The sequence below is a fragment of the Serratia sp. GW822-FHT06D09 genome (genome assembly GCF_058799515.1).
This window is the reverse complement of the sequence record NZ_JBXALO010000008.1, coordinates 28,062-42,787: the sequence shown is the minus strand read 5'-3', so window position 1 is coordinate 42,787 and position 14,726 is coordinate 28,062. Positions and strand designations below refer to the sequence as shown.

The window sequence follows — 14,726 nt, the reverse complement described above, 5'->3', positions numbered from 1 at the left end:
ATCGCGGCAATACGCCGCGGCGCTTACATCTCGTGCGTAATGATGTTGGGGATGGTGTCATCCTTGCGCAACGTCATTATCTCGCAGCCGTTATCTGTGACCACAATAGTATGCTCATACTGCGCCGACAAGCTGCGATCCTTAGTTTTTACCGTCCAGCCGTCTTTCATGGTACGGATGCGGTAATCACCGGCATTGACCATTGGCTCGATGGTGAAGGCCATACCGGGTTGCAGTACCACACCGCCGTCGTCGGCATCATAGTGCAGCACCTGCGGTTCTTCGTGGAACACTTCGCCAATGCCGTGGCCACAGTATTCGCGCACCACGGAAAAGTTTTCGGCTTCAACGAATTTCTGGATCTCTTTGCCCAGCGTGCGCAGGCGGATGCCAGGCTTCACCATTTTCAGCGACAGATAAAGGCTTTCCTGCGTGATGCGGCACAGACGCTCGCCCAGAATGGTCGGTTTGCCGACGATGAACATCTTGGATGTGTCACCGTGGAAACCCTCTTTGATCACGGTAACGTCGATATTCACGATATCGCCGTCCTTCAGAACCTTGTCATCGCTCGGAATGCCGTGGCAGACCACTTCATTAACCGAGATGCACACGGATTTCGGGAAACCGTGGTAGCCCAGACAGGCGGAAATCGCCTGCTGCTTGTTGGTGATATGGTCGTGACAGATACGATCGAGTTCGCCGGTGGTCACGCCAGGCTTGACGTGCGGCTCGATGATTTCCAGCACTTCGGCAGCCAGACGGCCGGCCACGCGCATTTTTTGGATGTCATCAGGTGTTTTAATTGAGATTGCCATGAAATTCGTCCGCAGGTGTCGTGCTCGCCGACAACAGAAAGAAATATAAGAAGCAGTCTCTTATGGTATCAGTCCGGCCTGAGGCTGCCAAATTTGATTTCTCGACGATGACGACTGTGGCAACAAAAGTTGGTGTCCGGGGTGGGTTTATGGTATAAAGCGCGCCGGCAGATCCGCGTCTTGGTCCTTGCGATAAGGACGGGAAAGGCCGAAAATACTTTAACTGCACTCACATTGTGTAAATAACACACACGTATCGGCACATCCGCCGGGGTGCCCTGAGGTGATTTATCACCGCCAGGGTCGGCGTTATGGGATACGTGGAGGCATAACCCCAACTCACTCTATAGAGGTTTAATCATGGCAACTGTTTCCATGCGCGACATGCTCCAGGCTGGTGTACACTTTGGTCACCAGACCCGTTACTGGAATCCGAAAATGAAGCCTTTCATCTTCGGCGCACGTAACAAGGTTCACATCATCAACCTGGAAAAAACTGTACCAATGGCCAACGCAGCACTGGCTGAACTGACCAAGATCTCTTCCCGTAAAGGTAAGATCCTGTTCGTTGGTACTAAGCGCGCAGCAAGCGAAGCGGTAAAAGAATATGCTAACACCTGCGATCAGTTCTTCGTGAACCATCGCTGGTTGGGCGGCATGCTGACTAACTGGAAAACCGTTCGTCAGTCAATCAAACGTTTGAAAGATCTGGAAATCCAGTCTCAAGATGGCACCTTCGACAAGCTGACCAAGAAAGAGGCGCTGATGCGTACTCGCGAACTGGCCAAGCTGGAAAACTCCCTGGGTGGTATCAAAGACATGGGTGGTCTGCCTGACGCTCTGTTCGTTATCGATGCCGATCACGAACACATCGCGATCAAAGAAGCCAACAACCTGGGTATCCCGGTATTCTCTATCGTTGATACCAACTCCGATCCAGACGGCGTTGACTTCATCATCCCTGGTAACGACGATGCAATCCGTGCAATCAAATTGTACCTGACTGCCGTTGCTGCCGCCGTCCGTGAAGGTCGTTCTCAAGATCTGGCCGTTCAAGCGGAAGAAAGCTTCGTAGAAGCTGAATAATAAGGCAAGCTCGTCACTGAGCCCTTATTAACCAGGTATTGAATATGTTGGTTAGGGGGGCCTTTATTGGCCCCCTTTGCTTATCTGAATGAGAACTGTCTCTACGTGAGATAACCGAGGAAAAAGAAATGGCTGATATTACCGCTGCTCTGGTAAAAGAACTGCGCGAGCGTACTGGCGCTGGCATGATGGATTGCAAAAAAGCTCTGGTCGAATCTAACGGCGACATCGAGCTGGCAATCGAAAACATGCGTAAATCTGGCGCGATCAAAGCGGCGAAAAAAGCAGGCAACGTAGCTGCTGACGGCGTGATCAAAACCAAGATCGAAGGCAACTACGGCGTGATCCTGGAAGTAAACTGCCAGACTGACTTCGTTGCTAAAGATGCCGGTTTCCAGGCATTCGCTGACAAAGTGCTGGACGCTGCTGTTGCAGGCAAAATCACTGACGTTGAAGTGTTGAAAGCACAGTTCGAAGAAGAACGTGTAGCGCTGGTTGCCAAAATCGGTGAAAACATCAACATCCGTCGCGTGGCTTCCCTGGAAGGCGAAGTGCTGGGCAGCTACCTGCACGGCGCACGTATCGGCGTTCTGATCGCGGCTAAAGGCGCTGACGAAGAGCTGGTTAAGCAAATCGCCATGCACGTTGCGGCGAGCAAGCCAGAATTCGTTAAGCCTGAAGATGTGTCTGCTGAAGTGGTAGAAAAAGAGTACCAGGTTCAGCTGGACATCGCCATGCAGTCTGGCAAGCCGAAAGAAATCGCTGAGAAAATGGTTGAAGGCCGCATGAAGAAATTCACCGGCGAAGTTTCTCTGACCGGTCAGCCTTTCGTTATCGAACCAAGCAAAACCGTTGGCCAGGTGCTGAAAGAGCACAACGCTGACGTCGTTAACTTCATCCGCTTCGAAGTGGGCGAAGGCATCGAAAAAGCGGCAAATGACTTTGCTGCTGAAGTTGCTGCAATGAGCAAGCAGTCTTAATGACTGTATACCCGATAGATTTCGCGGTGCGGCAAGGCGGCAACTGAGCGAACTCCCAGGAGCCTGGTTCACCAGGTGACTGGGGTAAGTGAAGGCAGCCAACGCAGCGGCAACGTGAAAGATGAAGGGTATAATGGAGCCGCCGTCAGGCGGTTCCATTTTATCCAGCCAGAATTACACCGGTGGCAGGCCCTGTGGCATGATACTCATCACAGGCGCACTTCATCGGCTGAAATCCCCAATACTAATACTGCTTCTTAGGACAGAACACCATGGCAACCAATGCAAAACCCGTATATCAGCGTATTCTGCTCAAACTGAGTGGCGAAGCCCTGCAAGGCGCAGAAGGTTTTGGTATCGACGCTAGCGTTTTGGATCGCATGGCTCAGGAAGTTAAAGAGCTGGTCGAACTGGGAATTCAGGTCGGTGTAGTTATTGGCGGCGGTAACCTGTTCCGCGGCGCGGGCCTGGCGCAGGCCGGCATGAACCGCGTAGTGGGCGACCACATGGGAATGCTGGCTACCGTGATGAACGGCCTGGCTATGCGTGATGCACTGCACCGTGCCTATGTGAACGCCCGCCTGATGTCAGCCATTCCGTTGAACGGCGTGTGCGACAACTACAGCTGGGCCGAGGCGATCAGCCTGCTGCGTAATAACCGCGTGGTGATCTTCTCCGCCGGTACCGGCAACCCGTTCTTCACCACCGATTCTGCTGCGTGTCTGCGCGGGATCGAGATCGAAGCGGACGTGGTATTGAAAGCGACTAAAGTGGATGGTGTATACTCCGCTGATCCGGTTAAAAATCCGGATGCAACGCTGTACGAACATATCACCTATCAAGATGTACTGGAGCGCGAGCTGAAAGTGATGGATCTGGCGGCGTTTACGCTGGCCCGCGATCACGGTCTGCCGATTCGCGTATTCAACATGAACAAGCCAGGTGCGTTGCGCCGGGTGGTGATGGGTGAGAACGAAGGCACGCTGATCAGCAAATAAGGCTGTTCTGCCCAATTTAGCGGGAGCGGGTAACGTGGTGCGTTATGCGCTCTCCTTGAGTAAAATTCACGGGCTATACTGTGGTATGGCCTGCCAAGTCTCCAGCTTCCAAGGGTTTGCAACGTGATTAATGAAATCAGAAAAGATGCTGATTCACGCATGGAAAAAAGCGTAGAAGCATTCAAAAACCAAATCAGCAAAATCCGTACCGGCCGTGCTTCTCCAAGCATCCTGGACGGCATCATGGTGGAATACTATGGTTCTGCAACGCCGCTGCGTCAGTTGGCTAACGTGACCGTAGAAGACTCCCGTACCCTGGCAATCAACCTGTTTGATCGCTCCCTGGGTTCAGCGGTAGAAAAGGCCATCATGGCGTCTGATCTGGGCCTGAACCCAAGCTCAGCCGGCAGCGTGATCCGTGTTCCGCTGCCTCCGTTGACCGAAGAGCGCCGTAAAGACCTGATCAAAGTGGTGCGCGGTGAAGCCGAGCAGGGCCGTGTTGCCGTACGTAACGTGCGCCGTGACGCCAACGACAAAGTGAAGGCGTTGCTGAAAGACAAAGAAATCAGCGAAGACGAAGATCGTCGTTCTCAGGACGACATTCAGAAAATGACCGACGCCTACATCAAGCTGCTCGATGCCGCGCTGGCGGACAAAGAAAAAGAGCTGATGGAATTCTAATCAGCATCGCGCAGAAAAAAAGCGTCGCCTGGGCGGCGCTTTGTTTTTTGTGGCGCAGATCCCGTTTCATCGTGCTGATTGATCATGGACAAGCGGTGGCGAAGGTTACACACTGGAGCACCTCCGATCTCATCAGACAGTTATTCAGAGTGAGCTCATGAAGCAACTGACTATTCTTGGCTCCACCGGCTCAGTGGGGACCAGTACCCTGGCCGTGGTCAGGGAAAACCCCGACCGTTTTGCGATTAAAGCGCTGGTTGCCGGCCACAACGTAGCGGTTATGGCGCAGCAGTGCATGGAGTTTCGTCCGACCTATGCCGCGATGGCAGACGAAGGCGCAGCGCGTGAATTGCGCATCCTGCTGGCGGAAAATGGCGTTGCCACCGAGGTGATGGCGGGCGAGCAGGCCGCTTGTGAACTGGCGGCGTTGGATGACGTTGATCAGGTCACCGCCGCCATCGTCGGCGCTGCCGGGTTGCTACCAACGCTGGCGGCAATTCGCGCAGGCAAGCAGGTGCTGCTGGCGAACAAAGAGTCGCTGGTGACCTGTGGGCGCCTGTTTATGGACGCGGTGCAAAAAAGTCAGACGCAGTTGCTGCCGCTGGACAGCGAGCATAACGCGATTTTTCAGAGTTTGCCTGAGAGCATTCAGCGTCAGTTGGGATACTCTTCATTAGACAGTCATGGTGTGTCGCGCATCGTGCTCACCGGTTCCGGCGGCCCGTTCCGCACCACGCCACTGGAACAGTTTGCCACGATGACGCCGGATCAGGCCTGTGCCCATCCCAATTGGTCGATGGGGCGCAAGATCTCGGTGGATTCCGCCACCATGATGAACAAAGGACTGGAATATATTGAGGCCCGCTGGCTGTTTAACGCCTCGGCTGAACAAATGGAAGTGATTCTGCATCCGCAGTCGGTGATCCACTCGATGGTGCGCTACACCGATGGCAGCGTACTGGCCCAGTTGGGCACGCCGGATATGCGCACGCCGATCGCCCATGCTATGGCTTACCCGCAGCGGGTCAGTTCTGGCGTGGAAGCGTTGGATTTTTGTCGCATCGGCTCGCTGACCTTTGCCGAACCTGAACGGGAACGTTATCCCTGCCTGTATCTGGCCATCGAGGCCTTTGACGCCGGGCAGGCGGCAACCACCGCACTGAATGCGGCTAACGAAGTGGCCGTGGCGGCGTTCCTGCAGAAGCAGATTCGCTTTACCGATATTGCGGCGGTGAACCAAAAAGTGGTCGAACGGCTATCCCTGCAGGAACCGTCCTGCATTGATGCGGTCTTAGAAATAGATCGCCAGGCACGTGAGGTTGCAGTTGGGTTGGTTAAATCACTGCGTAACTGATAACGGCATTTATCTTATTTTGTTCGCAAATTACGCGTGCCGCAGTGGGGCCGTTTGTTCAGGCCCGGCTGAGGTGATATAGTCTGCGCCACTTGTCAGCGGTTATACCGTTGAATTCTGGCCCGATTGATATCTCGAACGCCAACGGAGCTGCGGAAATTACCGACTGTCTCCGGGCAGACTGAAAAGCCGTGTCGGGCACACGGCTTTTTTTGCGCGTAAGGGCCTGATGTTCCGGAAGGGCAGTTGTATTTCTATTGAGGAAATAAGTACGAGTTATGTCGTCCGCAAATCAACAAGAGGCTAATCCGTCCACTCTGGGGCCACGGCATGTTGCCATTATCATGGACGGTAACGGGCGCTGGGCTAAACGTCAGGGTAAGTTACGTGTCTTCGGTCATAAAGCAGGGGTGAAATCGGTTCGTCGCGCGGTCAGTTTTGCCGCCAACAACCATTTAGATGCGCTCACGCTTTATGCCTTCAGCAGCGAGAACTGGAACCGTCCGGTGCAGGAAGTCTCCGCCCTCATGGAGCTTTTCGTCCGAGCCTTGGACAGCGAAGTAAAAAGCCTGCATAAACATAACGTCAGACTGCGGGTGATCGGCGATATCAGCCGTTTCAGCGCGCGTTTGCAAGAGCGGATCCGTCGCTCTGAGCAACTGACTGAAAATAACGATGGCCTGACGCTCAACATTGCTGCCAACTATGGCGGCCGTTGGGATATTATTCAGGGAGTAAGGGAACTGGCTGAGCAGGTGAAGGACGGTTCGCTGCGTCCGGATCAAATTAGCGAAGAATTACTGGGTGAGCGGGTCTGCATGAGCGATCTGTCACCGGTGGATCTGGTGATCCGCACGGGCGGTGAACACCGCATCAGTAACTTCTTACTGTGGCAAATTGCTTATGCCGAACTTTACTTTACTGATGTACTCTGGCCTGATTTTGATGAACTTGTCTTTGAAGGTGCGCTGAATGCATTTGCACAACGCGAGCGTCGCTTCGGGGGAACAACACCTATCGGCGCCAATGCGTCCTAGGGGGAACTTTTGCTGAAGTATCGCCTCATAACGGCTCTGATTTTAATCCCGATTGTTATCGCGGCGTTGTTCTTGCTGCCGCCGGTGGGCTTTGCCCTGGTAACGCTGGTTGTGTGCATGCTGGCAGCCTGGGAGTGGGGCCAACTGGCCGGTTTTACCTCCCGCTCGCAGCGCATCTGGCTGGCGATATTGTGCGGCTTCCTGCTGGCGCTGATGATGCTCAGCATTCCGGCCTACCACCAGTCGGTTCACCTGCCTCAGGTAGGCGGGCCACTGTGGCTGTCACTGGTCTGGTGGTTGGCGGCGCTGCTGCTGGTGCTGTTTTATCCGGGGTCTGCCGCGCTGTGGCGTAATTCGCGTCCAATACGTCTGATTTTTGGTTTGCTGACCATAGTTCCGTTCTTCTGGGGCATGCTGTCGTTGCGTCAGTTCGGCTATGAACAAAACCACTTCACCGGCTCCTGGTGGCTGCTGTATGTGATGTTGCTGGTTTGGGGCGCGGATTCCGGCGCCTACATGTTCGGCAAGCTGTTCGGCAAGCATAAGCTGGCGCCAAAAGTTTCTCCGGGGAAAACTTGGGAAGGGCTCATTGGTGGTTTGATTACCTCGGCCCTGATATCCTGGTTGTTTGGCCGTTACGCCCCGTTGAATATCGTGCCGACCACCTTACTGATTTGTTCGGTGATTGCCGCACTGGCTTCCGTGCTGGGTGATCTTACCGAGAGCATGTTCAAACGCGAAGCGGGTATCAAAGACAGTGGTCATTTGATACCGGGTCATGGCGGTATACTGGATCGTATCGACAGCCTGACCGCAGCAGTGCCTGTATTTGCCTGCCTGATGCTGTTAGTGTTTTAATCCGTCAACGACGGGGAGTGAAGGGATTATGGGTAGCGTGCTCTGGAACTTAGTCGCATTTCTTATTGCACTCGGTGTTTTGATCACCGTGCACGAGTTCGGGCACTTTTGGGTAGCCCGTCGCTGCGGCGTCCGTGTAGAACGCTTTTCCATCGGCTTTGGCCGCGCCTTATGGCGCCGTACTGACCGTCAGGGGACGGAGTACGTGATTGCCCTGATCCCTCTGGGCGGTTACGTGAAGATGCTCGATGAGCGGGTTGATTCGGTTGCACCGGAATTCCGCCATCAGGCATTTAACAACAAAACCGTGTGGCAACGCGCCGCTATCGTCAGTGCCGGCCCTATCGCCAACTTCCTGTTTGCTATTCTTGCTTACTGGCTGGTATTTATTATCGGCGTTCCCAGCTTCCGTCCTGTGATTGGTGAAATATCGCCACAGTCGATTGCTGCTCACGCTGAAATTTCGCCTGGAATGGAACTTAAGTCCGTTGACGGTATCGAAACGCCTGATTGGGAATCAGTTCGTCTGGCGCTGGTGGCGAAGATCGGCGACGCGGAAACCGAAGTGGGTATCGCGCCGTTTGGCTCTTCTCAGGTGGTGACTAAAACCCTGGATTTGCGCCAGTGGAATTTCGAGCCGGACAAACAGGATCCCGTGGTGGCGTTGGGTATTATTCCGCGCGGCCCACAGATAGAATCTGTCCTTGCCGAAGTGCAGCCGGGGTCGGCGGCACAAAAGGCGGGTTTACAAGCGGGGGACAGGATCGTTAAAGTCGACGGTCAGCTATTGGGTCGTTGGCAAACGTTGGTTAAACGGATCCACAACGGCCCTGGGCAACCGCTGGTTTTAGAGATTGAAAGAAACGGCGCCCCCTTGTCTTTGACGCTGATACCGGATACAAAGCCGGTGGGAAAAGACAAATCGGTGGGTTTCGCCGGCATCATTCCGAAAGTGCTGCCGCTGCCGGACGAGTATAAAACGATTCGCCAGTATGGACCTTTCCCAGCGCTGTATCAGGCTGGGGACAAGACCTGGCAGCTAATGAGCCTCACGGTCAAAATGCTGGGTAAATTAATAACCGGTGATGTAAAGCTGAACAACCTGAGTGGCCCGATTTCGATTGCACAGGGAGCAGGGGCGTCAGCCGGGGTCGGGTTAGTGTATTATCTGATGTTCCTGGCGTTGATCAGTGTCAACCTGGGTATCATCAACCTGTTCCCATTACCGGTGTTAGATGGTGGGCATCTCCTCTTCCTGGCGATAGAAAAGCTGAAGGGTGGGCCGGTTTCCGAGCGAGTACAGGACTACAGTTACCGCATAGGTTCGATCGTGTTGGTGCTTTTAATGGGTCTTGCACTTTTCAATGATTTTTCTCGCCTTTAGGGGCGGGGATAGGTTAGGAAGAACGCATAACAACGATGGCGATGAAAAAGTTGCTCATAGCGTCGCTGCTGTTTGGCAGCGCCACCGTATACGGTGCAGACGGGTTCGTAGTGAAAGATATTCATTTCGAAGGCCTGCAGCGAGTCGCCGTCGGTGCGGCGTTACTCAACATGCCGGTTCGCGTAGGCGATACCGTCTCTGACGATGATATCAGTAATACCATCCGTGCCTTGTTTGCCACTGGCAACTTCGAGGACGTTCGCGTGCTGCGCGATGGTAATACGCTGATTGTTCAGGTTAAGGAACGCCCTACCATTGCCAGCATCACTTTCTCCGGCAACAAGTCGGTGAAGGATGACATGCTCAAGCAAAACCTGGAGGCCTCTGGCGTTCGGGTTGGCGAAGCGCTCGACCGCACCACGATATCCAGCATTGAAAAAGGGCTGGAAGACTTCTATTACAGCGTCGGTAAATACAGCGCCTCGGTGAAAGCCGTTGTCACGCCGTTGCCGCGTAACCGTGTTGACCTGAAACTGGTGTTCACGGAAGGGGTTTCCGCCAAGATTCAACAAATCAACATTGTCGGCAACCATGCCTTCACTAACGATGAGCTGATTTCACGCTTCCAGTTGCGTGATGAAGTGCCGTGGTGGAACCTGGTTGGCGATCGCAAATACCAGAAACAAAAGCTGGCGGGTGACCTCGAAACCCTGCGCAGTTTCTATCTGGACCGCGGCTACGCGCGCTTTAATATCGATTCGACTCAGGTCAGCCTGACGCCGGACAAAAAAGGCATCTACATCACCATCAATATCACTGAAGGCGAGCAGTACAAGCTCACCGGCGTGATGGTTAACGGCAATCTGGCCGGTCACTCGGCGGAAGTCGCGCAACTGACCAAGATTGAACCGGGTGAGCTGTATAACGGCAGCAAAGTGACCAAAATGGAAGACAACATCAAAACGATGTTGGGCCGTTATGGTTATGCCTACCCGCGTGTTGCTACGCAACCTGAAATCAACGACGCGGATAAAACCGTGAAGCTGCACGTAAACATTGATGCGGGTAACCGTTTCTACGTGCGTCGCATCAAGTTCGAAGGCAACGACACCAGTAAAGACTCCGTACTGCGCCGTGAAATGCGTCAGATGGAAGGTGCGTGGCTGGGTAACGCTCAGGTCGAGCAGGGTAAAGAACGTCTGAACCGTTTGGGTTATTTTGAAACGGTAGATGTGGAAACCCAGCGCGTGCCTGGCACTGCGGATCAGGTAGACGTCACTTACAAAGTGAAAGAGCGTAACACCGGTACCTTCAACTTCGGCGTCGGCTACGGCACCGAGAGCGGCGTGAGCTTCCAGGCGGGGGTCCAGCAGGACAACTGGCTGGGTACCGGTTATTCCGTCGGTATCAGCGGCACCAAGAACGACTACCAGACCTATACCGAGCTGTCGGTTACCAACCCGTACTTCACCGTTGACGGTGTGAGTTTGGGTGGGCGTATCTTCTACAACGACTTTAAAGCGGATGACGCGGACCTGTCCGACTATACCAACAAGAGTTACGGCATAGACGGTACTTTGGGCTTCCCAATCAACGAGAACAACTCGTTGCGTACCGGTTTGGGTTACGTGCATAACGGCCTGTCCAACATGCAGCCGCAGGTTGCCATGTGGCGTTATCTGGACTCCATGGGTCTGGATCCGAACAAGACTGACCGTGCCAGCTACTCTGCGGACGACTTCACGCTGAACCTGGGTTGGACCTACAACAACCTGGACCGTGGTTATTTCCCAACGTCGGGTAACCGTACCACCCTGAATGGTAAAGTGACCATTCCAGGGTCGGATAACGAATACTACAAGCTGACGCTGGACAGCGTGCAATACGTCCCAATCAACGACGATCGCACCTGGGTGCTGTTGGGGCGTGGTCGTCTGGGTTATGCGGATGGTCTGGGCGGCAAAGAGATGCCGTTCTACGAGAACTTCTACGCCGGCGGCTCCAGCACCGTGCGTGGTTTCGGTTCGAACACCATCGGTCCAAAAGCGGCGTACTACAATTCCAACTCGTATAGCTGCAGCAATGGCGCGACGATTTGTAATTCGGACGATGCGGTCGGTGGTAACGCCATGGCCGTCGCCAGTATGGAGCTGATTACGCCAACGCCATTCATCAGCGAGAAATACGCCAACTCAGTGCGTACTTCCCTGTTCATGGATGCAGGTACCGTATGGGATACCAACTGGCAGAATTCTCAGACCAGCATGTACGATATTCCGGACTACAGTAAAGCGAGCAATATCCGCGTTTCTGCCGGTATCGCCTTGCAGTGGATGTCACCTTTGGGGCCATTGGTGTTCTCTTATGCCAACCCGATCAAGAAATACGAAGGCGACAAGTCCGAACAGTTCCAATTTAACATTGGTAAGACCTGGTAACAGGTCGAGCTTCTGGGCATAAGCAGTTATTAAGAATCGCAAATGCCAGGCGCCTGCCAAAACACAGAGATGATTCTCATTGTTTTGCGGGATAAGTCTGGCAGATTGTGTACTTCAAGTGTCATATGGCACAAATGGGTGATGGTAAGGAGTTTATAGTGAAAAAGTGGTTGTGTGCCGCAGGCCTCGGTTTAGCAATGGCTGCTTCAGCTGGCGTTCAGGCAGCAGATAAGATCGCTGTAGTTAACGTCTCCAGCATTTTCCAACAGTTGCCGGCTCGTGAAACCGTAGCTAAACAGCTGGAAAACGAGTTTAAAGGCCGTGCGGGTGAGCTTCAGAATATGGAGCGTAGCCTTCAGACCAAAATGCAACGTCTGCAGCGTGATGGCGCTACCATGAAAGCCAGCGATCGCAGCAAGCTTGAAAAAGACGTGATGGCACAGCGCGAGCAGTTCTCTCAGAAAGCCCAGGCTTTTGAGCAGGACAACCGTCGCCGCCAGATGGAAGAGCGTAACAAAATCCTGAGCCGTATTCAGGACGCTGTGAAATCTGTTGCCAGCAAAGAAGGCTATGACGTAGTGATCGATGCTAACGCCGTTGCCTACGCAGGTTCTTCTAAAGACATTACTGCTGACGTGCTGAAACAGGTTAAATAACAACATGCCTTCTATTCGACTGGCTGATTTAGCACAGCAGTTGGATGCACAATTGCACGGTGATGGCGATCTCGTCATCACCGGCATTGCTTCTATGCATTCGGCACAGGCTGGCCAAATCACGTTTTTGTCAAACAGCCGCTATCAAGAGCAGCTGGCTTCCTGCCAGGCAAGCGCAGTCGTGCTTACCGAGGCGGATTTACCACACTGCCGTTCTGCGGCGCTGGTGGTTAAAAACCCTTACCTGACCTACGCGCGCATGGCGCAACTGATGGACACCACTCCCTCTCCGGCCCAGGATATCGCCCCTAGCGCGGTTATTTCCCCTGAAGCCACCTTGGGGCAGAACGTGGCTATCGGAGCTAATGCGGTGATCGAGTCGGGCGCAGTCCTTGGCGATAACGTGGTTATCGGCCCGGGCTGTTTTATCGGCAAACGTGCACGCATTGGCGCAGGAACGCGTCTGTGGGCTAACGTAACGATTTATCATGAAGTCGAGATCGGTCAGCAATGTCTGATCCAATCGGGCACCGTGATTGGTGCTGACGGTTTCGGCTATGCCAACGAACGCGGCAACTGGATTAAAATTCCTCAGTTGGGCACGGTGATTATCGGCGATCGCGTCGAAATCGGCGCTTGCACCACCATTGACCGCGGCGCGTTGGATAACACCCAGATCGGGAATGGTGTTATCATCGACAACCAATGCCAGATTGCACATAACGTTGTGATTGGCGACAATACTGCCGTTGCCGGCGGTGTTATCATGGCGGGCAGCCTGAAAATCGGCCGCTACTGCCAGATCGGTGGAGCCAGCGTGATCAATGGTCACATGGAGATCGCCGACAAGGTTGTTGTCACCGGAATGGGAATGGTTATGCGACCAATCACCGAACCTGGGGTATACTCTTCGGGCATTCCGTTACAACCCAACAAAGTTTGGCGTAAAACCGCTGCGTTGGTGATGAATATCGATGAGATTAGCAAGCGCTTAAAAGCTGTCGAACGAAAAGTCGGAAAAGACTAATCACTACCGCCCGCCTGACTGGGTACAAAACGAAACGCGTTGGTCATGAGACCAAAAGCGCAAAGAGTTGTTAATTTGCGGCCTGCATGATGATCTCCTTTTGGGGTCAGCGCAGGCCGTGTTGTTGATGCCATCAGTTTTTAGAGACAGGAAGAGTATTTTGACTACTGACACTCATACTCTGGATATTGCAGAAATTTTAGAGTTGCTTCCTCACCGTTACCCGTTCTTGCTGGTTGATCGCGTCCTCGAGTTTGAGGAGCACAAATTCCTGCGTGCGGTGAAGAACGTATCTGTAAATGAGCCGTTTTTCCAGGGACACTTCCCTGGTAAGCCGATTTTTCCAGGCGTATTGATTCTGGAAGCCATGGCGCAGGCCACAGGTATTCTGGCGTTTAAAAGCGTCGGCAAACTGGAACCGGGCGAGCTGTATTACTTCGCCGGTATCGATGAAGCCCGCTTCAAACGCCCGGTCGTGCCTGGTGATCAGATGATCATGGAAGTCACCTTTGAGAAAACACGTCGTGGTCTGACGCGCTTTAAAGGCGTAGCAACCGTTGACGGCAAAATTGTCTGCGAAGCAACCATGATGTGTGCGCGCAGCCGGGAGGCTTAATCCGTGATCGACAAAACCGCCTTTATCCATCCTAGCGCGATTATTGAAGAAGGTGCCGTTATCGGCGCTGGCGCGCACATCGGTCCCTTCTGTTACGTCGGCTCCCAGGTGGAAATCGGCGAAGGCACGGTGCTGAAGTCCCACATTGTGGTGAATGGCCTGACCAAAATCGGTCGCGACAACCAGATCTATCAATTTGCCTCTATCGGTGAAGTGAATCAGGATCTGAAATACGCGGGCGAACCTACGCGCGTCGAGATTGGCGATCGCAATCGCATTCGCGAAAGCGTGACCATTCATCGCGGCACAGCGCAGGGCACAGGGTTGACCAAGGTAGGTAATGACAACCTGCTGATGGTTAACGTGCACGTTGCGCACGACTGTGTGGTGGGTAATTCCTGTATCTTGGCGAACAATGCTACGCTTGCCGGGCATGTGGAAATTGACGACCATGCCATTATTGGCGGCATGACGGCTATCCACCAGTTCTGCATCATCGGCACCCACGTGATGGTGGGCGGTTGTTCCGGTGTTGCCCAAGACGTGCCTCCTTTTGTCATCGCGCAGGGTAACCACGCCACGCCATTCGGCGTTAACGCCGTGGGCTTGAAGCGTCGTGGTTTCGATAAAGATCAAATGCAGGCAATCCGTAACGCCTACAAGATCCTTTATCGCAGCGAGAAAACGCTGGATGAAGCGAAAACAGAAATCGAAACCCTGGCAAAAGAGCAGCCGGTGGTGCAGCAGTTCCTGGATTTCTTTGGCCGCTCAACCCGCGGTATCATTCGCTGAC

General features: G+C 53.7%; 14 protein-coding genes. 13 read left to right on the top strand and 1 reads right to left on the bottom strand.

Translation table 11 applies throughout. The features are described 5' to 3' along the window. Positions 1 to 23: 23 nt before the first annotated feature. The gene (gene map / locus AC1RKG_RS18520) at positions 24 to 818 is read right to left on the bottom strand and encodes a type I methionyl aminopeptidase (RefSeq protein WP_020828366.1); all 795 of its coding nucleotides are present in this window, start codon (positions 816 to 818) and stop codon (positions 24 to 26) included. A 360-nt stretch (positions 819 to 1,178) separates the two neighbouring features. On the opposite strand from map, the gene rpsB reads away from it, so the two are divergent. The 13 genes from rpsB to lpxA all read left to right on the top strand — a co-directional run bounded on the left by rpsB (position 1,179) and on the right by lpxA (position 14,725). Next, on the top strand, positions 1,179 to 1,904 hold the full coding sequence (gene rpsB / locus AC1RKG_RS18515) for a 30S ribosomal protein S2 (RefSeq protein WP_020828365.1): 726 nt from the start codon (positions 1,179 to 1,181) through the stop codon (positions 1,902 to 1,904). A 128-nt stretch (positions 1,905 to 2,032) separates the two neighbouring features. Then, positions 2,033 to 2,884 (top strand): translation elongation factor Ts, encoded by an 852-nt coding sequence (gene tsf / locus AC1RKG_RS18510; RefSeq protein WP_020828364.1) that lies wholly within the window; start codon positions 2,033 to 2,035, stop codon positions 2,882 to 2,884. 272 nt (positions 2,885 to 3,156) lie between these two features. Further along, the gene (gene pyrH, locus AC1RKG_RS18505) at positions 3,157 to 3,882 is read left to right on the top strand and encodes a UMP kinase (protein WP_004952223.1); all 726 of its coding nucleotides are present in this window, start codon (positions 3,157 to 3,159) and stop codon (positions 3,880 to 3,882) included. Between the two features lie 123 nt (positions 3,883 to 4,005). Next, positions 4,006 to 4,563 (top strand): ribosome recycling factor, encoded by a 558-nt coding sequence (gene frr / locus AC1RKG_RS18500; RefSeq protein WP_020828363.1) that lies wholly within the window; start codon positions 4,006 to 4,008, stop codon positions 4,561 to 4,563. 157 nt (positions 4,564 to 4,720) lie between these two features. Continuing rightward, the gene (ispC, locus tag AC1RKG_RS18495) at positions 4,721 to 5,917 is read left to right on the top strand and encodes a 1-deoxy-D-xylulose-5-phosphate reductoisomerase (RefSeq protein WP_128865126.1); all 1,197 of its coding nucleotides are present in this window, start codon (positions 4,721 to 4,723) and stop codon (positions 5,915 to 5,917) included. A 278-nt stretch (positions 5,918 to 6,195) separates the two neighbouring features. Next, on the top strand, positions 6,196 to 6,954 hold the full coding sequence (gene ispU / locus AC1RKG_RS18490) for a (2E,6E)-farnesyl-diphosphate-specific ditrans,polycis-undecaprenyl-diphosphate synthase (protein WP_020828361.1): 759 nt from the start codon (positions 6,196 to 6,198) through the stop codon (positions 6,952 to 6,954). A 9-nt stretch (positions 6,955 to 6,963) separates the two neighbouring features. Beyond that, complete coding sequence (gene cdsA / locus AC1RKG_RS18485) at positions 6,964 to 7,812, top strand: phosphatidate cytidylyltransferase (RefSeq protein WP_116691861.1); 849 nt, start codon at positions 6,964 to 6,966, stop codon at positions 7,810 to 7,812. A 28-nt stretch (positions 7,813 to 7,840) separates the two neighbouring features. After that, the gene (rseP, locus tag AC1RKG_RS18480; RefSeq protein WP_130016976.1) at positions 7,841 to 9,196 is read left to right on the top strand and encodes a sigma E protease regulator RseP; all 1,356 of its coding nucleotides are present in this window, start codon (positions 7,841 to 7,843) and stop codon (positions 9,194 to 9,196) included. A 35-nt stretch (positions 9,197 to 9,231) separates the two neighbouring features. Then, positions 9,232 to 11,634 (top strand): outer membrane protein assembly factor BamA, encoded by a 2,403-nt coding sequence (bamA, locus tag AC1RKG_RS18475; RefSeq protein ID WP_122080076.1) that lies wholly within the window; start codon positions 9,232 to 9,234, stop codon positions 11,632 to 11,634. A gap of 158 nt (positions 11,635 to 11,792) precedes the next feature. After that, on the top strand, positions 11,793 to 12,290 hold the full coding sequence (skp, locus tag AC1RKG_RS18470) for a molecular chaperone Skp (protein WP_020828357.1): 498 nt from the start codon (positions 11,793 to 11,795) through the stop codon (positions 12,288 to 12,290). Positions 12,291 to 12,294: 4 nt separating this feature from the next. After that, on the top strand, positions 12,295 to 13,317 hold the full coding sequence (lpxD, locus tag AC1RKG_RS18465; RefSeq protein WP_020828356.1) for a UDP-3-O-(3-hydroxymyristoyl)glucosamine N-acyltransferase: 1,023 nt from the start codon (positions 12,295 to 12,297) through the stop codon (positions 13,315 to 13,317). 160 nt (positions 13,318 to 13,477) lie between these two features. Continuing rightward, complete coding sequence (gene fabZ, locus AC1RKG_RS18460) at positions 13,478 to 13,933, top strand: 3-hydroxyacyl-ACP dehydratase FabZ (RefSeq protein ID WP_017893789.1); 456 nt, start codon at positions 13,478 to 13,480, stop codon at positions 13,931 to 13,933. A 3-nt stretch (positions 13,934 to 13,936) separates the two neighbouring features. Next, on the top strand, positions 13,937 to 14,725 hold the full coding sequence (gene lpxA, locus AC1RKG_RS18455) for an acyl-ACP--UDP-N-acetylglucosamine O-acyltransferase (protein ID WP_020828355.1): 789 nt from the start codon (positions 13,937 to 13,939) through the stop codon (positions 14,723 to 14,725). The last annotated feature ends 1 nt before the right edge of the window (position 14,726 follow it).

Bases quoted from the DNA above. Each gene is read 5' to 3' on its own strand.
- tsf (WP_020828364.1), top strand. From the start codon at position 2,033: ATGGCTGATATTACCGCTGCTCTGGTAAAAGAACTGCGCGAGCGTACT.
- bamA (WP_122080076.1), top strand. From the start codon at position 9,232: ATGGCGATGAAAAAGTTGCTCATAGCGTCGCTGCTGTTTGGCAGCGCC.
- rseP (WP_130016976.1), top strand. From the start codon at position 7,841: ATGGGTAGCGTGCTCTGGAACTTAGTCGCATTTCTTATTGCACTCGGT.
- rpsB (WP_020828365.1), top strand. From the start codon at position 1,179: ATGGCAACTGTTTCCATGCGCGACATGCTCCAGGCTGGTGTACACTTT.
- ispU (WP_020828361.1), top strand. From the start codon at position 6,196: ATGTCGTCCGCAAATCAACAAGAGGCTAATCCGTCCACTCTGGGGCCA.
- lpxD (WP_020828356.1), top strand. From the start codon at position 12,295: ATGCCTTCTATTCGACTGGCTGATTTAGCACAGCAGTTGGATGCACAA.
- ispC (WP_128865126.1), top strand. From the start codon at position 4,721: ATGAAGCAACTGACTATTCTTGGCTCCACCGGCTCAGTGGGGACCAGT.
- pyrH (WP_004952223.1), top strand. From the start codon at position 3,157: ATGGCAACCAATGCAAAACCCGTATATCAGCGTATTCTGCTCAAACTG.
- map (WP_020828366.1), bottom strand. From the start codon at position 818: ATGGCAATCTCAATTAAAACACCTGATGACATCCAAAAAATGCGCGTG.